The organism is Psychroserpens burtonensis DSM 12212, from assembly GCF_000425305.1.
Classification (GTDB): domain Bacteria; phylum Bacteroidota; class Bacteroidia; order Flavobacteriales; family Flavobacteriaceae; genus Psychroserpens; species Psychroserpens burtonensis.
In genome coordinates this window covers 141429-165001 of the sequence record NZ_AUDE01000011.1, presented here as the reverse complement: position 1 = coordinate 165001, position 23573 = coordinate 141429, and the positions used below count along the sequence as shown (strand labels likewise).

The 23573-nt window shown below is 34.6% G+C and carries 15 protein-coding genes; 9 read left to right on the top strand and 6 right to left on the bottom strand.

Features of this window, described 5'->3' with window-relative positions:
- Positions 1 to 19: 19 nt before the first annotated feature.
- The 3 genes from H593_RS0105290 to H593_RS0105280 are packed head-to-tail and all read left to right on the top strand — an operon-like array spanning position 20 to position 2605.
- Positions 20 to 1006: an outer membrane beta-barrel protein gene (locus H593_RS0105290; RefSeq protein WP_028871481.1), complete on the top strand. Its 987-nt coding sequence runs from the start codon at positions 20 to 22 to the stop codon at positions 1004 to 1006.
- A gap of 22 nt (positions 1007 to 1028) precedes the next feature.
- Entirely contained in the window at positions 1029 to 1367 is a 339-nt protein-coding gene (locus H593_RS0105285) for a P-II family nitrogen regulator (protein WP_028871480.1), read from the top strand.
- A gap of 5 nt (positions 1368 to 1372) precedes the next feature.
- Positions 1373 to 2605: an ammonium transporter gene (locus tag H593_RS0105280; protein WP_028871479.1), complete on the top strand. Its 1233-nt coding sequence runs from the start codon at positions 1373 to 1375 to the stop codon at positions 2603 to 2605.
- A 183-nt stretch (positions 2606 to 2788) separates the two neighbouring features.
- On the opposite strand, the gene H593_RS0105275 is transcribed toward H593_RS0105280, so the two are convergent.
- From H593_RS0105275 to H593_RS18545, 5 genes are all read right to left on the bottom strand, one after another.
- Entirely contained in the window at positions 2789 to 5368 is a 2580-nt protein-coding gene (locus H593_RS0105275; RefSeq protein WP_028871478.1) for a phosphoenolpyruvate carboxylase, read from the bottom strand.
- A 165-nt stretch (positions 5369 to 5533) separates the two neighbouring features.
- Entirely contained in the window at positions 5534 to 6652 is a 1119-nt protein-coding gene (gene leuB, locus H593_RS0105270) for a 3-isopropylmalate dehydrogenase (RefSeq protein ID WP_028871477.1), read from the bottom strand.
- A 42-nt stretch (positions 6653 to 6694) separates the two neighbouring features.
- Positions 6695 to 7285: a 3-isopropylmalate dehydratase small subunit gene (leuD, locus tag H593_RS0105265; RefSeq protein ID WP_028871476.1), complete on the bottom strand. Its 591-nt coding sequence runs from the start codon at positions 7283 to 7285 to the stop codon at positions 6695 to 6697.
- Complete coding sequence (gene leuC / locus H593_RS0105260; protein ID WP_028871475.1) at positions 7285 to 8667, bottom strand: 3-isopropylmalate dehydratase large subunit; 1383 nt, start codon at positions 8665 to 8667, stop codon at positions 7285 to 7287. The genes leuD and leuC overlap by 1 nt, the downstream gene beginning before the upstream one ends.
- Positions 8668 to 9843 carry a 2-isopropylmalate synthase gene (locus H593_RS18545; protein WP_051229626.1) on the bottom strand — a complete coding sequence of 392 codons (1176 nt, stop codon included), beginning with the start codon at positions 9841 to 9843 and terminating at the stop codon, positions 8668 to 8670.
- A 147-nt stretch (positions 9844 to 9990) separates the two neighbouring features.
- Here H593_RS18545 and H593_RS0105250 point away from each other — a divergent pair, with 147 nt between their 5' ends.
- The 4 genes from H593_RS0105250 to H593_RS0105235 all read left to right on the top strand — a co-directional run bounded on the left by H593_RS0105250 (position 9991) and on the right by H593_RS0105235 (position 14894).
- On the top strand, positions 9991 to 11538 hold the full coding sequence (locus H593_RS0105250; RefSeq protein WP_028871474.1) for a hypothetical protein: 1548 nt from the start codon (positions 9991 to 9993) through the stop codon (positions 11536 to 11538).
- A 3-nt stretch (positions 11539 to 11541) separates the two neighbouring features.
- A complete protein-coding gene (locus H593_RS18540) occupies positions 11542 to 12123 on the top strand; it encodes a nucleotidyltransferase family protein (RefSeq protein WP_037051544.1) in 582 nt (193 codons plus the stop codon).
- Between the two features lie 63 nt (positions 12124 to 12186).
- Positions 12187 to 12648, top strand: a complete 462-nt coding sequence (locus H593_RS0105240; RefSeq protein ID WP_028871473.1) for a (2Fe-2S)-binding protein — start codon at positions 12187 to 12189, stop codon at positions 12646 to 12648.
- A gap of 11 nt (positions 12649 to 12659) precedes the next feature.
- Entirely contained in the window at positions 12660 to 14894 is a 2235-nt protein-coding gene (locus tag H593_RS0105235) for a xanthine dehydrogenase family protein molybdopterin-binding subunit (RefSeq protein ID WP_028871472.1), read from the top strand.
- Positions 14895 to 14936: 42 nt separating this feature from the next.
- Here H593_RS0105235 and H593_RS0105230 read toward each other — a convergent pair whose 3' ends face one another.
- Positions 14937 to 15704, bottom strand: a complete 768-nt coding sequence (locus H593_RS0105230) for a M90 family metallopeptidase (RefSeq protein WP_028871471.1) — start codon at positions 15702 to 15704, stop codon at positions 14937 to 14939.
- A 393-nt stretch (positions 15705 to 16097) separates the two neighbouring features.
- Between H593_RS0105230 and H593_RS0105225 the strand changes: the two genes are divergently transcribed.
- Positions 16098 to 21194, top strand: a complete 5097-nt coding sequence (locus tag H593_RS0105225) for a translocation/assembly module TamB domain-containing protein (RefSeq protein ID WP_084142271.1) — start codon at positions 16098 to 16100, stop codon at positions 21192 to 21194.
- Between the two features lie 3 nt (positions 21195 to 21197).
- Positions 21198 to 23483 carry a translocation and assembly module lipoprotein TamL gene (tamL, locus tag H593_RS0105220; RefSeq protein ID WP_051229625.1) on the top strand — a complete coding sequence of 762 codons (2286 nt, stop codon included), beginning with the start codon at positions 21198 to 21200 and terminating at the stop codon, positions 23481 to 23483.
- Positions 23484 to 23573 lie beyond the last annotated feature (90 nt).

Below are 23573 nucleotides of genomic sequence, written 5' to 3'. Positions count from 1 at the left end.
TCTATAACTAACAATTTTTATGAAGCATTTATTTACTTTAATTTTAGTATTTATATCAATACTATTAACAGCCCAAGAAAAAGCAGAAAACACTTCAGATAAAAAATTCTCTTTTGAGGGAAGTGTTGATATCTACCACAGAACAAATTTAAAAGCACCAAATGATCAAGACCAAATTGCACCGGGAACATCGTTTGCTGACACAGCAGGATTTTCACTAGGTATGGCAAATATTATTGCCTCTTACGAAAAAGGCAAAGTTGGAGGAGTGGCAGATTTAGTATTTGGTCCACGTGGTGAAGCTGCTAGTGCGACCGTACTAAATCAATTATTTGTGTTCTACAATATAAGCGAAAACACAAAACTTACGTTTGGAAAGTTTAATACCTACTTAGGATATGAAGTTATTGCGCCTGCAGGAAACTTTAACTACTCGACATCATATTTGTTCTCAAATGGTCCATTTTCTCATACAGGTATAAAAGCAGATTTCACATTATCTGAAGACCTAAGCTTAATGTTAGGTGTATTCAATCAAACAGATGTTACCGAGTTTAATCCTGATGGAAGCTATGCAATCGGAGCTCAATTAGGGTATAGCGGTCACTATTTAAATCTACTATATGATGATGCAGGCTTAGGCTTTGAAATCGACTATACTGGTGGATTTGATGCTTCAGACGAATTCTTCATAGGTATAAATGCTGCTTATGCAGACAATGATGGCGAAGGCTTTTATGGTGTGGATCTTTATCCACAATATAGCATAAACCAGTCTTTCTCCTTGGGTTTAAGAGGTGAATATTTCCAAACCATGAGCGAATTTATAGAAGATGACCTTAGTGTAATTGGATTAACGTTAACAGGAAGCTACACTTTAGATGATTTAACGATCAAGCCCGAATTAAGATTAGATAGTGGGTCGGAAGACATTTTTATCGATACAGATTTAATGAATACAAAAAGCCTAGCCTCTTTTGTAGTTGGTGCCATTTACACATTTTAATTAAAATAACTAAGTAGAAATTATGAAAAAAGTAGAAGCAATCATTAGGAAATCTAAATTTTCCGCAGTAAAAAAAGCACTGCATGAAGTGGGTGTTAATTTCTTCTCCTATTGGGACGTCACTGGATTAGGTAATGAAAAAGAAGGACATGTTTATAGAGGCGTATCCTATAGCACAAGTGATATACAACGTCGCTATTTATCAATTGTCGTTAATGATGACTTTGAGGCTGTGACCATTAAAGCCATTCTAGAAGCTGGCTCAACTGGGGAAGTTGGAGATGGAAAAATATTTATCTCTAACGTCGATGAAGTTTACAGAATTAGAACAGGAGAAAAAGGAGGAAACACTTTAAAATAAAAAACATGGAATTACTTACTACAAATAATGTATGGATGATGATCTGTACTGCACTCGTTTTCTTTATGCACTTAGGTTTTGCATTTTTAGAAATCGGACTAACACGTCAAAAAAATACAATTAATATTTTATTTAAAAATATATTTATAATTACCGTTGGATTACTACTGTACTGCATAGTCGGTTTCAATTTAATGTATCCAGGAGAATTTAATGGATTCTTAGGCTTTGCTGGATTTGGGCTGGACGCTCCACTAAATGATGCGGGCACTTTAGACATGGCTTATAATGAGGGTTACACGTACTGGACAGATTTCTTGTTTCAAGGTATGTTTGCAGCAACAGCTGCGACTATAGTTTCTGGAGCTGTCGCAGAACGCATGAAAATTGGCCCTTTTATGATCTTTACCGTGATCTACGTAGGTTTAATTTACCCGATTGCAGGTTCATGGAAATGGGGAGGTGGGTTTTTACAAACTCTAGAAACTCCTTTTTATGATTTTGCAGGTTCAACCTTAGTGCATTCTGTTGGTGGATGGGCAGCATTAGTAGCTGTTTGTTTACTTGGTGCTAGAATTGGAAAATTAAAAGACGGAAAACCTCAAGCCATACCAGGACACAACATCCCACTAGCGACAGCCGGAGTTTTTATCTTATGGCTAGGTTGGTTTGGATTTAATGGAGGTTCTGTTTTATCTGCAGATCCAGAATTAACATCAATAACATTAGTTACTACTTGTTTGGCCGCCTCCGCTGGAGGTATTGTGGCTGCCTTAGTATCTTTTATAAGATTTAAAAACATGGATTTAACTATGTTTTTAAATGGGATTTTAGGAGGATTAGTAGGCATTACAGCAGGTGCAGATCAGATGAGTCCAACAGATGCTGTTTTAATTGGTGCAATAGCTGGAGCAATCATTGTTTTTGCAGTATCTCTAATTGACAGATTAAAACTCGATGACCCTGTTGGAGCTATCGCAGTACATTTAGTTTGTGGTATTTGGGGAACTTTAGCTGTTGGTATCTTCGGTAATTTAGCCAGTGGAGCACAATTTGTAAGTCAGTTGATTGGCGTTGCTTCCTACGCAGCAATCTGCATTACATCTTCATTTTTAATCATTTTTATTATAAAGAAAACAGTTGGAATACGAGTTTCAGAAAAAGAAGAATTAGAAGGCCTTGACGCTCATGAACATGGTATGGATGCCTATCCAGACTTTAGATTGAATGAGCATTAAGATTGTTATTTTATTTAATTAGTTAGGGAATAAACCCTCAAGAAGAAATTTTTGAGGGTTTGTTATGCTCTAAACTGAAATAACCAGTCAAAGACGTCATATAATGTCTAATTAGGAGAGCACCATAAAAGAAACGTTTAGCACTTATAAATCACCAAGCGCTTTCTATATAATTCAGAACCTTTAAGCAGAATTTCTACTAGCATTAATATTTCCGAAGAGAGAACGTGTTACCATTTTTTGATAAATCTCTATTTCTTCACCAGAAGTAATACCGTTTTTCTCCAGCTCCTGTATCTTTTTTAAAGCATATTGCTGAATCGTCAACAATGGCAAAACAATAGACTCCCTAACTGCGATAGATGCCTTTCCTGCAGGCTCTTCTTCCATAAGCTCTTTATAATCGGTAAGCTTTAAAAGCAAACGTTTTGAGGTTTGATATTCATTATAAATGACATTCCAAAATTCTCCATACTCAGAATCTTCACTCATATACTTCGTTAAATCAAAAAATGACTTAGACAAGGACATCATACTATTTTCAATGAGTGTTTTAAAAAAATCTGATGTTTGAAATAGAAGTTGCGCCTTATCAAATTGATTGGTATCCTCATAATGCTTAAGTGCTGTGCCAACTCCAAAAAATCCCGGAACATTTTGCTTTAATTGACTCCAAGACCCTACAAATGGGATAGCTCTTAAATCTTCAAAAACTAAGCCTTCTGCCTTTCCTCTTTTTGAAGGACGACTCCCAATATTAGTTTTAGCATAGTATTTTAAAGTGCTCATATGCTCCAAATAAGGAATAAATTTAGGATGTGCTTTAAAATTTTTATAAGCTTCATAGCTCAATTTAGACAAGTCATCCATGACCAATCTATTATCTGGATGCATTCTTAAATCCTTATCGCTTAAACTATTATAAACCCCAGAACTAATTAATTGCTCTAAGTTATATTGCGACGATTCTAAAGTTCCAAAATTTGAACTAATAGTTTGACCTTGGATTGTTAATTGAACTTCATCATCTTCTATCGCAGGCCCTAATGAGGCGTAGAAATTATGCGTTTTCCCTCCTCCACGCGCTGGAGGCCCTCCTCTGCCATCAAAGAAAATTACAGTAATTCCATGTTGTCTAGAAACCGTTGTTAAATTTTCTTTGGCTTTATAAATTGCCCAATTAGCCATCAAATAACCACCATCCTTGGTACCATCACTAAATCCAAGCATAATGGTTTGCTTATTTCCTCTTGATTTTAAATGCGTTGCGTACTCAGGATTGGCATATAACTGCTCCATAACTGCTGGTGCATTCTCCAAATCTGTAATCGTTTCAAATAAGGGTCCAATATCAACAGTTAATTTGTCATGAAATGCTACTAATTTAAGCATCGCAAATAACTGCATCACGTGCAATGTCGTTTGATTATTACTAATTATATATCGATTTGCAGCTGGCTCACCATTATTATCTTGAATCGTTTTAATAGCTCGCATTGTTTGTAAAGCTTTTAACGTTTCTTCGTCTTTTATTAGTGACAGATCAACTGAGCCTTCAACTTTTGACAAAATTTGTATTTGTTCTTTTTGGGATAACTCGTGGTAATTCTTCGGAAATATCTTACTTCCACTTTTAATCAACACATTAACCATATCGTTAAAAAACTGAGCATGTTTTCTACTATCTTGACGAATATCAAGGTTTGCAAAATGGAATCCAAACAAATGAATTTTATTTAAAAGACTATTAACCTCGTCAACATAAAGCGATTGATGCTTAGCAATAATCAACCCTTTGATTTCGGATAATTCATTCTTGAAGAAATCTATAGTGAGTTTAGATTTTTTATTTGTTAAAATTTTATAAAGCTCTCTCTCAATCGCGACAATTCTATCTTCTACACCTTGAAAGGTTAATTTACGTCGTAGCATCCTGATATCTCTATGATAGTTTTTAATGACTGTTCGGTGCAACCTATCGGCAACTTTTAGAGTTATTTCTGGGGTAACGAATGGGTTTCCGTCTCTATCACCTCCTGGCCAAAAACCGATATTAATGATATCGTTATCAATATGTTTTCCGTCGAAAATATTTTGTTGAATGTAATCGTAAATCGTTCCGAAGGATTTATAAAACACATTTTCTAAATACCAAATTAAGCTTACAGCTTCGTCATAAGGCGTTGGCTTTGTATGTTTAAAAAATGGTGTCTTCCCTAGTTGAGCCAGTAGATCATTGATGACCAATAAGTCGTTTTCTTTAACTGCTTTTGTCAAATCTGTAATAATACCCAAAACCGATCCTGGATAAAATTGGGTTGGGTGCGCTGTTAGTACAATACGTACTTTGAATTCCTCAAGGTATTTTTGAAGTGTTTCTAATTTATTTTCGGCAGAAGCAGATTCTTTTAAACTACGCAAGGTCCCAATCCCATCCATATTATTAACGATTGGAAAAGCTGCATCCTCAATAGCATCAAATAAGACCACTTGCCGCTCTATATATTGTATAAAACGGAACAATAAATTAATCTGACTTTTATCTGATCGTCTTGCTTGATATTTCTTAAAAAAGGACTCCACAATTGTCGTAGGATTATCTCCTACTTCAAAACCTTTCTTGCAAGTCTCATGAAATAATGGCAATAGTGCCCCAGTCTTAGTAATCGTATCGAAAGGCAATGTCATAAAAATACTATTGTAAATCTGGTATTTTGACAAAACGCTTTGATTAAATCGGGTAAGCTTTGGTTGTGTAGGCATAGTTTTACTATAAAAAATTAAACTAAAAGTAATGAAGTTTTTGTATAACAAATAATAACCTAAAGCGAATTACATATTCAGCAATTAATCCCTTTTTTATTTAAGAATACATAAATAAAACCTTTAGAACATATGTTTTATTTACTAGTTTCTATAAATCATAACTTAAATAATTGTGGATTGACCTAAATGAATATTATTAAAATTCATGTTAGTGTCTCCAGGATTATGAATAAAATCTTCAATAAAATCACCTACTTTACTCTTAGATATAGTATCATAATTGGCATTTATATCTGGTGTTGAAATGTGAAGTTTTAAAGATTTATCAACAGCTATTCTTATCATTTGTGCTTCATTGAACAATTCAAAATGCTCCAATAAAAGTGCTGCAGACAAAATAGAAGCAATTGGATTAGCAATACCCTTATTTTTTGCCTGCGGAAATGAGCCATGGACAGGCTCAAACATCGCATATTTTTTACCTACAGAAGCTGATGCCAACAAACCTATTGAACCGCCAATAACACTAGCTTCGTCACTAATAATATCTCCAAACAAGTTCTCAGTTAAAATAACATCAAACTGTTTCGGATTTAAAATCATTTGCATTGCAGCATTATCAACAAATAAGAAATCCATTTCTACATCACTATATTGCTTCGCAATCTCAGTCACCACTTTTCGCCATAGTCTTGAAGTTTCCAAAACATTGGCTTTATCAACAAGTGTTACTTTATGTCGCCTGTTTTGAGCCGCTTCAAAGGCCAAGTGTGCAATGCGTTCTATCTCTTCTCGTGAATATTCACATAAATCTGATGCCACATTACCATCTTCACTGAGTTCCTTTTTTCCGAAGTAAATACCTCCAGTCAATTCACGATAAATACGAATATCAACGCCTTCAATAATATGTCTTTTTAAAGGTGACTTATCCAAAAGCGAATCATATGCTTTAACTGGTCTTATATTAGCAAACAAACCAAGTTCTTTTCGCAATTTTAGTAGTCCTTGTTCTGGACGCACCTTAGCCGATGGATCGTTGTCGTATTTTGGATGACCAATAGCGCCAAACAAAATAGCATCGCTAGATTTACATAATTTCAATGTAGCATCTGGCAAAGGATTATTATGATTATCTATTGCAATTGCGCCAACATCTGCTGTTTTAAATCTAAACGTATGATTAAATTCTAAAGCTATAGCTTTTAAAACCTTTATGGCTTGACCTGTCACCTCTGGACCAATACCATCACCTGGTAATACTGCAATTTGTAATTTCATCGTGTTTTTTCGTTTCCGTTAAAACGGAAATCTCTTTAGTTATTAGTTTATTTTTTGAGCTTCAAAAGCTTCAATTAATTTTATGTTATTTACGAGATAATCAATATCATCATAACCGTTAATCATACATGATTTCTTATAAGGATCAATATCGAAATGTGCCGATAAACCCAAATCGTTCGCCGAAATAGTTTGATTCTCAAGATTAACCTCAAGAACTGTCTCTGGATGACTCTGAATTTGAGTTAATAACGCTTTCAAAAATGAGTCTGAAACTTGAACTGGCAACAACCCATTATTTAGAGCATTACCCTTAAAAATATCTGCAAAAAAACTAGAAACAACGACTTTAAAACCAAAATCTGTAATAGCCCAGGCTGCATGCTCCCTACTTGATCCACATCCAAAATTATCACCAGCAACTAATATGCTTCCTGTATATTTTGAATTGTTAAATACGAAGTCTGAATTTGCTGAGCCATCTTTATGATATCTCCAATCTCTAAACACATTATCGCCAAAACCTTTACGGTCTGTCGCTTTTAAAAAACGTGCAGGTATGATTTGATCTGTATCTACATTCTCAATTTGTAATGGAATGGCTCTAGATTGAAATGTTATGAACTTCTCCATTAATTTAATTGTTTAGTAATGTCAATTATTTTTCCTTCAACAGCTGTTACTGCTGCAACTAACGGACTCGCCAATATAGTTCTAGCTCCTTGACCTTGACGTCCTTCAAAATTCCTATTAGAAGTAGACACACAATACTCACCCTGCGGAATTTTATCATCATTCATAGCCAAACATGCGCTACAACCAGGTTGACGTAATTCAAAACCAGCGTCTTCAAAAATAGACTTCAAGCCTTCCTCTATAATTTGCGCTTCTACCCGCTTACTTCCTGGAACTAACCAAGCAGTTACATTATGAGCTTTTTGCTTCCCTTTTATATAATTAGCTGCCACTCTAAAGTCTTCAATTCTAGAATTCGTACAGCTACCTATAAACACAAAATTAATTCGTTTATTGATAAGAGATTCTCCTTTTTTGAAGTTCATATACTTCAGTGATTTTTCAAAAGAAGCATCACTAACTTCTGGAATAAATTCTGAGATTTTAATTCCCATTCCTGGATTCGTTCCGTAGGTAAGCATAGGCTCAATATCTTCAGCTTCAAAATAATATTCTTTATCAAATTGAGCATCTTTGTCTGTTGGCAAGGTTTTCCAATAGGCTACTTTATTTTCAAAAACCTCTCCTTTTGGAGCAAACTCTCGTCCTTCTACATAATCAAAAGTGGTTTGATCTGGAGCAATCATTCCGCCTCTTGCTCCCATCTCGATACTCATATTACAAACTGTCATACGTCCCTCCATACTCATGTCTTCAAACACATTACCTGCATATTCACAGAAATAACCTGTACCAGAATTAGTACCGAGTTTTGAAATAATGTAAAGAATGATATCTTTTGGTAAGACGCTGTTCTTTAAGCTGCCATTAACCGTAACTCTTAAACTTTTTGGCTTGGTAAGTAATAAGCACTGACTCGCAAAAACTTGTGCTACTTGACTTGTTCCTATGCCAAATGCAATGGCTCCGAACGCGCCATGTGTTGAGGTGTGACTATCTCCACAAACCATTGTTTTACCTGGCTGTGTAACACCTAACTCTGGAGCCATTACATGGACTATTCCGTTGTATTTATGGCCTAAGGCGTATAGTATAATATTATTTTTTTTGCAATTTTCTGAAAGTTGCTCCAACTGTTTTCTTGATAATTCATCGGTTATAGGTTGGTCTTGATTTTGTGTTGGTGTATTATGATCTGCAGTTGCTACAATTTGCTCTGGTCTTAGCACTGGAATTCCACGATCTTCTAATTCATTAAAAGCCTGAGGACTTGTGACCTCATGTATTAAATGGGTGTCTATATACAGAATCTGTGGGCCGTCTTGTATTGTACTGACCACATGTGAATCCCAGACTTTATCAAATAATGTTTTCCCCATTTATGCTGAAATAATTTGTCTATACACCTTACTAGTTTCTATAATTTGATGGATATCTCCATCATTGATTTCTTTTTTCCTATCTGCAAAACTTAAGAAGTTGGCATACACATCATCTAATTGAAGTTTGGTTAATTCATAACCAACATTCTTTGCTCTATAAGCCAATGCCGCTCTACCGCTTCTGGCTGTCAACACAATTGCAGACTCTGTAACACCGACATCTTTAGGGTTAATTATTTCGTAAGTTCCACGATTTTTAATCATTCCGTCCTGATGAATTCCAGAGCTGTGAGCAAATGCATTAGCACCAACAATAGCCTTATTTGGCTGCGTATAAATCCCCATACTATCAGATACTAATTGGCTCATTCCGTAGAGCATTTCAGTTTTAATATTAGTATCTAAATTAAGATATGGATGTTGTTTTAATACCATCACCACTTCTTCTAAAGCCGTATTTCCTGCACGTTCCCCTATTCCATTAATAGTACATTCTATTTGCCTAGCCCCATTGATAACACCTTCAATAGAATTTGCTGTCGCTAGTCCTAAATCATTATGGCAATGACATGATAAAATGGCTTTCTCAATGCCTTTTACATGTTCTTTTAGGTACTTTATTTTAGCACCATATTCACTCGGCAAACAGTACCCTGTCGTATCAGGAATGTTCAACACTGTTGCTCCTGCTTTAATTGCTGCTTCACAAACTCTTGCTAAATATTCGTTTTCTGTTCTTCCAGCATCTTCAGCATAAAACTCTACATCTTCAACAAATGATTTCGCATATTTAACGGCGTCAAAAGCGCGCTGTATAATATCGACTCTGTTCGTTCTAAATTTGTGAATAATATGAGAGTCTGACGTTCCTATTCCAGTATGTATTCTTGGTTTGGAAGCATATCTCAAGGCTTCCGCAGCGACCTTTATATCGTTTTTTACGGCTCTTGTCAATCCGCAAACTGTTGCATTTTTTACAATTTTAGAAATAGCCTGAACCGATTTAAAATCACCTGGACTAGACACAGGAAAACCTGCTTCTATCGCATCTACACCTAACTTATCTAGTTGCTCTGCAATGACCACTTTTTGTTCTGTATTAAGTTTACACCCTGGAACCTGCTCACCGTCGCGTAATGTTGTATCGAAGATTTTTATGTTATTATCTGACATTTATCAAAATATATTTTCGTATTCTCTATCGAATGTATATTTTCAACTTGTAATTACACAAGCCTATTAAATGAATTTTACGATGTTCAAAATACAAAACATTCACTTAACTACTGAAAAACAAATAGTTAAACAAAAAACTTGTTGATGACGAAGGGTCAAAAAGATAATTTATTTCTATTAGTTAAATCCTTAACTAAATCTGAAAAACGACAATTTAAGTTGTATGTTGGACGTCTTGACGTAAATTCTGATTCTAAATTCTTAAATCTTTTCAATCTGCTTGATAAGGCCCAAGTATATGATGAAACTATCATTTTAAAAAGTGGAATTGTAAAAAAGCTGCAGTTAGCTAATGTAAAGGCACACTTATACAAACAAATTCTAGTTAGTTTAAAACTAAATCCTTCTCATCAAAACATACGTTCTCAAATAAGAGAACAACTCGACTTTGCTTCAATTTTATATCATAAAGGCTTATATAAGCAGAGTTTAAAAATTTTGGATAAAGCTAAAGATGTTGCTATTATCAATGAAGAAAAAAATCTTGCTTTTGAAATTGTAGAACTCGAAAAAATAATTGAAGCACAATACATCACAAGAAGCATAAATACCCGAGCAGATGAACTAACGATTCAAGCAAAAGAGTTGAGCAGTCTTAATGTTACAGCGAGCAAGCTATCTAACTTATCGCTACAGTTGTACAGTATTATTTTAAAAACAGGATATGTAAAAAGCGAAGAAGAGAGCCAAGAGGTAACAGCTTACTTTAAAGCAAGATTGCCTAAATATAAGATTCAAAATCTAGGTTTTAGGGAAAAACTATGGTTGTATAATGCGCATTTATGGTATAGCTTCCTCCTTCAAGATTTCAAAAATTGCTATAAGTATGCTTCCAAATGGGTTGATTTATTTGAAGAATACCCTAATATGATTCAATTAAATCCTGTATTTTTCTTGAAAGGGAATAATTATTTATTAGAGGCCATCTTTTTTATTAGAAATAAACCAAAATTCGTAGCGCTTCTTTCAAATCTAAAATTGAAAGTTGAAGACAAATCTTTTCCGAAGGATGAAAATACACAAACACTAATCTTCTTGTATTTAAATTTTCACGAAATCAACAAGCACTTTATCGATGGAAGTTTCAAGGATGGTTTAGATTTGATTCCGAAGATAGAAAAAGACTTAATCCGCTTTCAAAATAAAATTGACGATCACCATAAAATGGTGTTTTACTACAAATTTGCCAGTATCCATTTTGGAGCAGGAAACAATAAAGAATGTATAAAATACTTAGATAAGATTATTTCAAATAAATCACTGTCAATGCGTGAAGATTTATTGTGTTTCTCAAGAGTTTTAAATCTTGTAGCGCATTACGAAGCAGGGCTGGACTACCACTTAGAAACCTTACTTAGAAGCACTTATAAGTTTCTGATTAAGATGAATGATCTTCATGAAGTTCAAAAAGAGATGATTAAATTCATTAAAGGATTACAAGATATCTACCCACACGAACTTAAAAAAGCTTTTAAAGAATTACATGCAACTCTCAAACAGTATGAAGACCATCCTTTTGAAAGACGTGCCTTTTTATATTTGGATGTTATTTCTTGGTTGGAGAGTAAAATAAATAACACACCTGTTGATCAAATTATAAAAACTAAATACTTAGGGAACTACGCCTCTTAAAAAATGAATATAGCCCTAGTCATTCTCAGTGCAGGAAGCTCAACTAGAATGGGAACTGCAAAACAGCTATTACCCGTTGGCGATACCACCCTTTTAGGTGTAAGCATTGAAAGCGCCCTACAATCTAATTCAAATAAAGTCTTTTGTGTTCTAGGTGCTCATGCTAAAAAAATTTATAAATCCATATCACAATATGATATTGAAACAATACCTAACGATAAACATGAAGAAGGGTTAAGCTCTAGTATTGTTGAAGGTATCAATTTTATTGAGGACAAACATTTTGATGCGGTTTTAATTATGCTGGGTGACCAACCTAAAGTAGATTACAATTATCTCAATATGTTAGTAACTTCTTACGAAAAAAATCCAACTAAAATTTCTGCATCAAAATATTTAAATAATACGGGTGTACCAGCTATTTTTCCGAAGCTATTTTTTAAACAACTTCAGCAATTAAGAGGCGATAAAGGCGCAAAATATTTTCTAAACGCATACAAAACCCAAGTCATTTCTATTACTAGTGAAAAATTAATTGATATAGACACTCAAGAAGAGTATCAAAATTTCCTGAATTCACTATAAAAAGTTAACTCACAGTTCATTTAAAGCAAATATTCTTTAACTTTATATAAATATATTTTGGCTATGGCAAGTTATAATCTAAAGATAAACGGAAAAGCAGTTAGCGTAACTGTTGATGAAGACACACCTTTACTTTGGGTACTTCGAGATGAACTTAATTTGGTAGGCACTAAATTTGGATGTGGCATAGCTCAATGTGGCGCTTGCACTGTGCATCTTGATGACACTGCTGTAAGAAGCTGCTCCATTCCTATAGCTAGTTTGGATGGTGCCAATATTACAACCATAGAAGGGCTCGCTAAGGACAAGTTACATCCAGTACAAGAGGCTTGGAAAGAGCTAGACGTGCCGCAATGTGGTTATTGTCAAGTTGGTCAAATTATGACAGCTACATCATTTTTGAAGCAAAACCCAAACCCAAATAACAAAGAGATAAGAAATGCCATGAATGGTAATTTATGTAGATGTGCAAGTTATAACCGAATAGAAAAAGCAGTAGCTCTAGCTGCGAAAAAAATGTCTTAAGCTAAATAATCATGGGAAATCAAAACAAATTAACTTTTAGCAGACGTAATTTTCTTCGCACTTCTGCCCTAGCCTCTGGCGGACTTTTAATTGGATTCAATTTTTTGACATCTTGTTCCGAAACTGCAACTCCACCAGTGGACATCTCAAAATTAAACTTTAAAGATTTTAATGCATTTATAAAAATTGCTGAAAATGGATACGTCACCATATTCTCTCCTAATCCTGAAATTGGACAAGGTGTAAAAACGTCAATGCCAATGATCATTGCTGAAGAGCTTGACGTGCCATGGAAACATGTTTCTGTTGAACAAGGTGTTTTAGATACTAATAACTTCACAAGACAAGTGGCTGGTGGAAGTCAGTCAATTAGATTTGGCTGGGATGCTCTTCGTCAAACAGGAGCGACAGCAAAACAAATGCTCATTAATGCAGCAGCTATAAAATGGAATGTTGAACCAGCTTCGTGCTCAGCATCACAAGGCATTATAAAAAACGCTAATGGTGACGAACTTGGTTATGGCAATGTGGTCAATGAAGCTGCTCATCTTGAAGTCCCTGAAAATGTAACTTTAAAAGAAAGCAAAGACTATAAAATCATAGGAAAAGATGCTCTTAACGTAGATGTTGAAAAAATAATCACAGGTGAATCCTTATTTGGTTTAGATTATAAAGTTGATGGAATGCTGTATGCTTCTGTACTGCGACCTCCTGCTTTTGGGCAAATTTTAGAATCATATGATAGTTCTGAAGCCAAAGCCTTACCTGGCGTTGTCGATGTAATTACTATTGGAGAACAAGCAAGAAACTATTTAAATCAAGATAGTTTTGATCCATCTGCGCATTGGAGTGTACAATTAAGCAAAACAGATAAAGTCGTAGTAATTGGAAAAACCACTTGGGATGTTATAAAGGGTAAAAAAGCCTTAAAAGCCATATGGAAAGATGATTCTTTAATTGAGAGTACTGAAATGCATAACGACGAACTCGTTAAAATTTTAGATGGTAAAAATCTAGATACAAGGCGTGAAGACGGTAATATCAAGAAGGCATTTGCTGAAGCTGACAAAGTTTTAGAACGTACTTACGAATCACCTTTCCTTCCTCACAACTGCATGGAACCTATGAATTTTTTCGCTGATGTTACAAATGAAAGAGTACATTTAGTTGGACCTATACAAACTCCAGAAGCAGCAGCGAAGGTTGTGGCTTCATTATTAAATCGCAATCTTGAAGATATTCATGTGAATATGACCCGTATGGGTGGTGGTTTTGGAAGGCGTCTCTATGGCGATTTTGTTTATGAAGTAGCAGAAATTTCAAATAAGATCAAAAAACCTGTTAAGTTGATTTCCACCAGAGAAGACGACATGTCATTAGGTGTTTATCGACCTGCTATTTCCTATAGAATTGCTGCTTCAATAAAAGACAAGAAAGTGACAGGTTATCATTTAAAAGAAGCTGCTATTAACTCCAATATGTATGGACTAATACCACATTTCTTTCCTGCTGGAGCCATTAAAAATTATAAAGTAGAATCTGGAAATTACCAAAGTAATATTACAACAGGTGCTTGGCGAGCGCCTTACACCAACTTTCTAGCATTTGCTGAGCAAAGTTTTTTTGATGAACTTGCAGATCTTCTTGAAACAAATCCAGTACAACTGCGTTTAGACTTGCTTAAAAACGTCAAAGATGGCGAAGATCCTAATATTCAATATTCTGCGAAGCGAATGACAGACGCCATTAAATTAGCTGTCGAAAAAAGTAATTGGGGAAATACTAAAGAGGGAATTCATCAAGGATTCTCGGCGTACTATAGTCACAATACACATGTCGCAGAAGTCGTTGATATTACACTCCAAAACGGATTACCAGTCGTTGAAAAAGTAACTGTTGCGGTAGATTGCGGAATCGTCGTCAACCCAACTGGTGCAAAAAACCAAATTGAAGGTGGTGTTATTGACGGCATTGGTCATGCGATGTATGGTGATTTCACGTTTAAAAACGGCAAACCTCAAGATGTTAACTTTAATACTTATCGTTTGATTAGGATGAAAGAAACACCTGTAGTGAACACCTACTTTGTAGAAAATGATCTCTCACCAACAGGATTAGGCGAACCAGGATTACCACCAGCTGGAGGCGCTTTGGCTAACGCCATAAAAGCAGCAACTGGACAAATAATGACCAAGCAACCCTTCGTGAAATATTTAATTAAACATAAGACTGGTTTGAAGGTTTAAAATTTCTGAAGAAAATAAAATTTGAAGTGCCTAATGCCTAATTTAAAAAGTAACCCTAAAACAATCAGACATCATCTTATATAATTGTGGATGCTTGCGTTTCATTAGTTTTGGACTTTCAAAAAAGTACTCTGATGCCACCGCAAAAAATTCAGCTTGTTGTGTGCCTCCATAAGCTCTAATATCTGATCTATCATTATTGATGGCTTCCATCTCATCATGTACTAGTTTCAACCATGGAATCGCATATGTGTTTTGCATCAAGACTTCGGGAACCCCATCGACATTATCATCCATTTTATCAATGAGATGTACAAATTCATGAATAGCCGTATTGCGCTTATCATTTGAATTCTTGAATCCGTGATGCAAAGCCTTTCGAGATAAAATCATTTTTTTCTCTAGGCGACCTGTTCCCACAACTCCTGCAATTTGTTTTGATCCATCCTTATCTGAAAACTGAAAATCTTCATTGAAATTATCTGGATAAATGATAATGCCTGTGACCGTTGGATAATGCCAATCTTTAAATCCAAACACAGGTATAACAGCACTCGAAGCGATTAAAATTTTATCTAATTCTTCAATTTCAAAACCAACACTATCAATATAAACTTCACCTAAAAACTGCATCATTCTGTTTTGAAAACGTTTTTGCTCATTAGAATCTAAAGTCTCATAAAACGCTACTTCCTTAGCTAGGATAATGTGCCAGTGTGAAGGAAATTGTTTGGTCTTTTTTGAATACATTTTAAAAAATACATAAATAATAAAGACCAAAAGCGCACTAAAAATAATATAATACAGCATAAATAGATTTTAAAAACTAAAGTTCTAAACTAACGATTTTCAAATATTTTAAAGGTCAATTTGACCAAAAAATTAATATTCTTAATTGACCTAAACGACTACTACAAGCAATTTAATAACTTCGCTTAATTAATTATTATTAGAAGTTTACTCCTGGGTTGAACCATAATCATTCTAAAAACACCCACTAATAGCAAAACCTCAACTAGTAACCAGTTTTAATTTTGACAGTTCACCTACCTAATCACCAGACTTGGAAGAACCGAAAACATTAAAAATCAACCTCTATTAAATTGAAAAAGCATCGAGCTGCGTTAAATTTCTGTCTTAGCAGCGTTAATATTATTCGTATTCGTGACAATAATAATACATTTACGTCTTTATCTTTGATGATTGGAAAACCTTGAAAACATAAAGAGCAACTCTCAAAAAAAACAAAAGTACCGTTGGTTACGCAGAACCTTGCGCGTGCTCTTAGGTATTCTACTTTTTCTGTTTTTAATTATTCTATTTGTGAGAAGCTCTTGGGGACAACATATTATTGTTAATGAGGCAGTAAACTACGTCTCCAACAGAACCCATACAAAAGTCGCTATAGACAAACTATTCATCACTTTTGATGGCGATTTACGACTCGATCATCTCTATCTAGAAGATAAAAAAGGCGATACATTAGTCTATTCAAAATCGCTGGAGGCCAACATTCCATTATGGAAAATCATCAATGGCGAAGCTGTTGGTGTTGACGCTTTAGATTGGGACGGTTTGCGCGTGAATGTCATAAGAAAAGACAGTATTTCTGGATATAATTTCCAATTTCTGATTGATGCTTTTGTTCCGGCTAAAACGACATCAGTTGCTGTAGACACAAGTTCTACACCTCTCCCGTTATTAATTGGCAAGCTCAATTTTAGTGCTATTGACATTGTGTTTAATGATGCAGTTACGGGAATTGATAGTAGGTTTCAAATAGGCAAACTCGAAGCCAATATGGAAACTATAGATATTGAAAACATGATTTTTGGCGCATCTCATATTAAAATTAGTGACTCTAAAATTAAGTTTATTCAAAAACAAATAGCTAGTGATAACGACGCATCAGCTGTTCCTTTACCTAAATTTTCTTCGGAAAGTGTTACACTCCAAAATGTTGATATTAATTATGAATCGCAATCGAACCAGATTATTGCAGACTTAAATATCACAGAATTTTATACTGAAATTCCACAAATCAATCTAGCAGATAAGGACATCAACATAAATATCATCAGGTTAAAAGATTCAAAAGTTTTAATTCAAACCGAAACTAAAAATAATAGCATTGCCCAGACAGTTGAACAAACGAAAGACATCGCCAATCCAGACAATCAAACTTTTGAATGGCCTCAACTAAAAATCAATATTGCAGAGATTGATTTAGAAAACAATCAAATTAGTTACCATATTGGCAAAGCGAAACCAAAAAAGGGGTTTCTTAACCCGAATGCAATTGCTCTTAAAAATCTCACACTAAAAGCACAACATATAATTTTAAAAGACGAACAGAGTGGATTGAAAATAGATCAATTGAAATTCAATGAAATCTCTGGTCTAGACCTCAAGCAGCTTGTTGTCAATTTTAAAGCTACAGACCAAGAAATGCGTTTAGACGGCCTCCTATTTAGATTGAATAATAATGCCCTTTCAGGTGCTGCTCGTTTAGATTACAACTCGCTTTCTCAATTAATAAACACTCCAGAAATATCTAAAGTTGATGTGAATTTACAAGCATTTAGCTTGTCGTTATCAGAGCTTTTTAAATTTAAACCAGAATTAAAAAATAATGAAAACCTCAATACATTAAGCAAAAAACAACTCACAGGAAATCTTAATGCATCTGGAACTTTAGCTTTAATAAACCTTAGTGAAACGCAGATAAACTGGGGAACTAAAACACAAATTTCAGCAAATGGAACGCTTCAAAATATAACTAGCCCTAATATTATGGAGTTTGATATCCTGCAGTTTTACGTCAAAACAAAGCGTTCAGATATTGTACAATTTATTGATGAAAAAGATTTAGGAATTAACCTACCCAATGATGTGAAACTTTCGGGAAGCTTTAGTGGTAATCCACAAGATATTTCCGCGAAAGCGAAGTTAACGACCACACAAGGCATCGCAACATTTGATGGAAGTATCAAAAACAGCATTACTATCGCGTACGATGCATCAATTACTATTGACGATTACAAAGTGAGTGAGTTACTTAACAACCCTCAGTTTGGAGTATTAAGTTTAAATATAAAATCAAAAGGAAATGGCAAAACCATTAACACATTAGATGCCACACTAGAGGCCACAGTTTCCAAATTTAAGCTTAATAATTATCATATAAAAGACCTTAAAATAAAAGGAAATATAAAGAATGGAACAGGAAAAGTCCTATCAAAATACAAAGACGAAAATCTTAATATCAATCTCGATGCTTTTGTCGTCTTAGATTCTATTGCGCCAGAAGCAACTGTAGAGCTGGATTTAATTGGTGCTAATTTGCAAGCACTTGGTTTAATGGAGCGCAATATTAAAACTGGAATGAAAATCTTTGCAGACTTTAAAGGTAACTCTAAAAATTATGATATTTCTGCAATTATCGATGAAGGCGTTATTGTGTACGACAATAGAGCTTACTTACTAGGAGATTTTAATACTTTAGTACACGTAGAAAAAGACACGACGTCAATTTCTATTAAAAATAAAATAATTGATCTCAACTTAAAATCAAATTCAGACCCTCAAACTTTTAGCAAAGCTCTAAAAGAACATGTACTAAGTTATTTTTATAGAGATGAAATCATTCCCGATACTAGTAACACTTCTGTAAACTTGAAACTAGAAGGTAAAATAGCACAATCTCCTTTACTTAACGATGTCTTTTTAGTAAACGTCAAGGACTTAGACACCATTAGTTTTGCAATAAATTTTAATGAAAACGAGCATCAACTCAAGGCTAACATCACTGCTCCTCATATTAATTATAGCGGTAATGAATTGGATAGTTTAGCGTTTTCAATGAACACAACTAAAGAGAATTTTAATTTTAATTTAGGTTTTAAAAATATCACAGCAGGACCATTAAATATTCCCAAAACAGTCATCACAGGAAGTCAAACCAACAACGAATTATCGCTCAACTTCTTAGGGTATCACAAAGGTGAAAAACTCATGAATGTCAACACAAAAATCACTGGTGATCGCGAGCGTTTAAAATTTACTGTAAATTCAGATAGCTTGATATTGAATAATAGCACTTGGTCAATTCCTGCTACAAATGCCATTATATTAGTCGATAAGGATTTAGAATTTAATGATTTCAAAATATCTAAAGACAATCAATCTATTGAGATTACAAATCAATTAGCTAATATCACAAAGCCTCATGTGGCTCTAGACTTTAATAACTTTAAAATTAGTGAATTCTTTAGCTATTTAAACCCTGAAGTTAAACTCGTAACAGGCGAACTTAATGGTAATTTTATTTTGGAAGACCTTTTTATAAATACTGGTCTTTTAGCCGATTTAAGCATCAAAAAACTTAATGTTTTAAAAACAGATTTAGGCACTTTGAGTGTTAATGGTAATTCATTAGGTGCTACTAATTATGCCTTTATCGCAGCTCTAAAAGGTGGAGATATAGATTTTGACCTTGTTGGTGATTACACGGTCGAGAATAATAAAGCAAACATTGATCTTGATTTTGATATCAATGAATTTAAAATGAGAGCACTCAACACGCTTTCTATGGGTGAGATAAAGAGTGCCAACGGTAGTTTTAATGGTGAATTTAAAGTAACTGGAACAACTAAAAATCCGCTATACAAGGGATTCCTAAACTTTAATGATGCCAGCGTCATTGTGAGTAAACTTAACACGAAGTTTACAATGCAGAATGAAACACTTAATGTGGATAATGACGGATTCTCAATGACAGACTTCACCATTTTAGATGAAAAGAATAATGCCCTGGTCCTTTCTGGAGAAATTGGGACAAAGAACTTTCTAAATCCAACATTCAATATAAATTTAAAAGCTAAAAATTTTCAAGGACTTAAGGCTACGAAAGAAGATAATAACATTTTCTACGGAAAAGCAACATTTAACGCCAACGCAAAACTCACAGGAGATTTACAAATTCCGAAGTTAAGCGCTGAGCTCACCTTAGGATCAGATACAGATATCACTTATGTGATGCCATCCAGTTATGCCAATATCGAAGAACGTGACGGTGTAGTCGCCTTTGTCAATCGCGAAAATCCTGATGCCATCCTGACCCAAACAGAAGAACAAACGGTAACCATTAAGGGCTTTGATATTGAAACACTCATGAAAATTGGAAAAGACGCAGCAGTAACCGTTGTTATTGATGAGCAAACAGGAGATCATTTTAGAGCATCTGGAGAAGGCGAACTTATTTTCACCATGGTACCAAACGGGAGAATTACACTCACTGGATCTTACGAGATTTCAGATGGACATTATGAGCTCAACCTTTATAATTTAGTGAATAGAAAATTCTTGATTGCACCTGGAAGTCGCGTTACTTGGTCAGGTGACCCATTTGATGCCAAACTAGATGTTCAGGCCATTTATAATTTAGAAACTTCTGCTTCTGCGTTAATGGCTCCACAGATTTCTGGTGCAGACCCTTCAGTAAAGAATAAATATAAGCAAGTACTACCATTTAATATTTATCTTAATATAGATGGTGAATTGTTATCTCCAAAAATATCGTTTGAACTCGATATGCCAGAGGAAGAACAAGGTGCCATTGGCGGACAAGTCTACGGTCGTGTGCAACAAGTAAACGCTCAAGAAGGAGAACTCAACAGGCAAGTGTTTTCATTATTAGTCCTCAATCGTTTTTATCCAGATGCTGGAAGCGATGGAAGTTCTGGAGGTTTTGCAACCATGGCGAGAGACAATCTTAATGATGCAGTTTCCGGACAACTCAATGCCTTTTCAGATGAATTATTAGGTACTTCCGGAATTGCACTAGATTTTGGCCTAAATAGCTACACAGATTATCAAGGTGAAAGCACCACAGAGAGAACACAACTAGATGTCACTGCACAAAAGAAACTATTTGATGACCGTTTAATTGTGCGTGTTGGCAGCGAAGTAGATATCCAAGGCAATAGTGCTAACGGAGAGTCTACACCTCTTATTGGTAACGTGAGTTTAGAATATATCGTTTCAAAAGACGGTCGATATAGACTTAAAGGCTTTAGAAAAAGTGAGTTTGAGAATGTGATTGACGGACAAACAATAGTGAGTGGAATTGCACTAATTTTCACACAAGAATTCAATCAGTTTGACGAACTTTGGGATGCTATTTTTAAATCACAAAACGAAAAGAAAGCCAAACTAGAAGCAGAACAAAAAACAGCTGAAGAAAAGTTAAAAGCGAAGGAAGAAGACACAGACCAAAGTATATCACAGAAAAAGAATTAAGTCTTGAATAAAATAATAAAACATATAATCTATCTTTTTTTCTTCGGAACCCTTTTGCATTCGTGTAGCATTAGAAAGCACATTCCAGAAGGCGAACGTTTATACACAGGTGCAAAAATTGAAATTAAAGCAGACAGTTCTATTCAAAATATTAACCAATTAAAAACCACATTAGAAACCGTCTTAAGACCTGAACCCAATTCTAAATTTTTAGGAATGCATCTAGGTTTATATTATTACTATAAAACTCAAAAGGAAAATCCTGGCTTTATCAATCGCTGGCTTTATAAACAGATTGGACAAAAACCAGTGTACGAATCTGATGTTAAAACATTTGAAATTACAGATATCTTGCGCAACAGGTTAGAAAATAATGGATTTTTCTATAGTACGGTAAGCTCATCATTTGAAGAAAAAGAATTGGAAGCTTTTGCCACTTACACTTTGAAAGTAACTCCGGCTTATAAAATGGCAAATTTCAAATTGGACTCCATGGCATCTCCACTTTATGAGGACGTCAACGTATTTAAAGCTAATTCTCCATTGACAAAAGAGACACGATTTGACTTATCAATTCTCAAATTAGAGCGTCAACGAATAGATTCAGAATTAAAAAAGAAAGGATACTATAACATGAATTCAGATTTCTTTATTTTTGAAGCAGACACCAATCAATACAGAAACAAGCGTTTTGATTTATTCTTAAAACTCAAAGCACAAGTTCCGAAGAAAGCAACCGTTCCGTATCAAATTCAGCGTGTTAATGTGTATCCAAATTATGATGTACAAGATTCAATAACGGTTAAAGAAGAGCGCTTCAATTCAAAAAGTTATCATCAAGATTCGTTATTTTTTAAATCAAAACATTTAGACAAATTCATCACTATTGAGGAAGGTGATTATTACAGTCCGCAAATTTCAAAAAACACATCCAGACGCTTATCAGCTATAGGTGCATATAAATATGTGAACATTCAATACAAAGAAATTGATTCTCTTCTAACCGATAGTTTAGGTGCACTCGAAGCCAATATTTTCTTATCACCTTTAACAAAACGTGCTTTTAGAGCAGAGTTACAAGCCGTTACAAAATCTAATAACTTTGCAGGTCCAAACCTAGCATTCACCTACAGCAACAGAAATCTTTTTAAAGGTGGAGAAACCCTTAATCTGAGTACAAATATTGGTTATGAAACGCAATTTGCAAGCGGAGAAAACGCAGGATTGAGCAGTTTAGAATATGGTTTAAAAGGTCAAGTGATTTTTCCGAGAGTGATTTCTCCGTTTAATATCAATGATGCCTTTTTTAAGTATTCTATCCCAAAGACAAAAACTAGTTTGGGGGTTAGCTATCTACAGCGCAGCAAATTGTATACGTTACTAACCGGAAGCGCTCTTTTTGGATATGCTTGGAATGCTAATCGATTTATCACTTATGACATTAATCCAATTTCGGTTAACTACACAAGTTTAAATAGAACAAGCGACGAGTTTGAGACTATTTTAAATGACAACCCATTTTTAAGACGCAGTTTTGAACAACAATTCATTTCAGGTCTTACCTTTTCATTTACCTATAATGAAATGGTAGATGGTAACGATCCAAATCAATTTTTTATAAATACGACCTTTGATGTTGCTGGAAACTCTATTAGTCTTTTAGGAAAAGAAAACACTACAGGCGCACCAAAAACATTTTTAGGACTTGAATACGCTCAATATGCCAAAGCAGATGTAGACGCACGATTTCATTTCAACTTCGGAAAAGATAAACAACAAACTATTGCCACAAGATTATTTGCAGGTTATGGATTAGCCTATGGAAACTCTGAGGTTATTCCTTTTGTAAAACAATACTTCTCTGGAGGACCTTATAGTGTAAGAGCTTTTAGAATTCGTTCTTTAGGTCCTGGAACATACGATGAAGGAACTGATGCCAATAGCGACGGAACGTTTTTTGACCAAACTGGGAACATTAGATTAGAGGCTAACGTAGAATATCGGTTTCCTATCTACTCCTTTTTTAAGGGTGCACTTTTTGTCGACGCAGGAAATGTATGGAATTCAAAAGCCAATCCTGCTTTCAACGGTAATGATACATTCACTTCAAATTTTATCAATGAATTAGGGATGGGAACAGGGCTTGGCTTACGAGTTGACGTACAGGGTTTTGTAATACGTTTTGACTTAGCAGCACCTTTTCACGATCCATCCTTAGAAGAAGGCCAGCGATTTGATTTTCAGTTTGATAAGCCTGTACTTAATTTTGCAATTGGCTATTCATTTTAAGTGTTATAAATTTCAAGCTTTCTTAGTTTAAATCAATCTATCCTATTAGTTTTGAATTTAATATCTTACATTCAATATACAAACCCAACT

Excerpts from the sequence above, each read along its gene's own strand:
- H593_RS0105290 (WP_028871481.1), top strand. The coding sequence starts at position 20 with ATGAAGCATTTATTTACTTTAATTTTAGTATTTATATCAATACTATTA.
- H593_RS0105285 (WP_028871480.1), top strand. The coding sequence starts at position 1,029 with ATGAAAAAAGTAGAAGCAATCATTAGGAAATCTAAATTTTCCGCAGTA.
- H593_RS0105280 (WP_028871479.1), top strand. The coding sequence starts at position 1,373 with ATGGAATTACTTACTACAAATAATGTATGGATGATGATCTGTACTGCA.
- H593_RS0105275 (WP_028871478.1), bottom strand. The coding sequence starts at position 5,368 with ATGCCTACACAACCAAAGCTTACCCGATTTAATCAAAGCGTTTTGTCA.
- leuB (WP_028871477.1), bottom strand. The coding sequence starts at position 6,652 with ATGAAATTACAAATTGCAGTATTACCAGGTGATGGTATTGGTCCAGAG.
- leuD (WP_028871476.1), bottom strand. The coding sequence starts at position 7,285 with ATGGAGAAGTTCATAACATTTCAATCTAGAGCCATTCCATTACAAATT.
- leuC (WP_028871475.1), bottom strand. The coding sequence starts at position 8,667 with ATGGGGAAAACATTATTTGATAAAGTCTGGGATTCACATGTGGTCAGT.
- H593_RS18545 (WP_051229626.1), bottom strand. The coding sequence starts at position 9,843 with ATGTCAGATAATAACATAAAAATCTTCGATACAACATTACGCGACGGT.
- H593_RS0105250 (WP_028871474.1), top strand. The coding sequence starts at position 9,991 with ATGACGAAGGGTCAAAAAGATAATTTATTTCTATTAGTTAAATCCTTA.
- H593_RS18540 (WP_037051544.1), top strand. The coding sequence starts at position 11,542 with ATGAATATAGCCCTAGTCATTCTCAGTGCAGGAAGCTCAACTAGAATG.
- H593_RS0105240 (WP_028871473.1), top strand. The coding sequence starts at position 12,187 with ATGGCAAGTTATAATCTAAAGATAAACGGAAAAGCAGTTAGCGTAACT.
- H593_RS0105235 (WP_028871472.1), top strand. The coding sequence starts at position 12,660 with ATGGGAAATCAAAACAAATTAACTTTTAGCAGACGTAATTTTCTTCGC.
- H593_RS0105230 (WP_028871471.1), bottom strand. The coding sequence starts at position 15,704 with ATGCTGTATTATATTATTTTTAGTGCGCTTTTGGTCTTTATTATTTAT.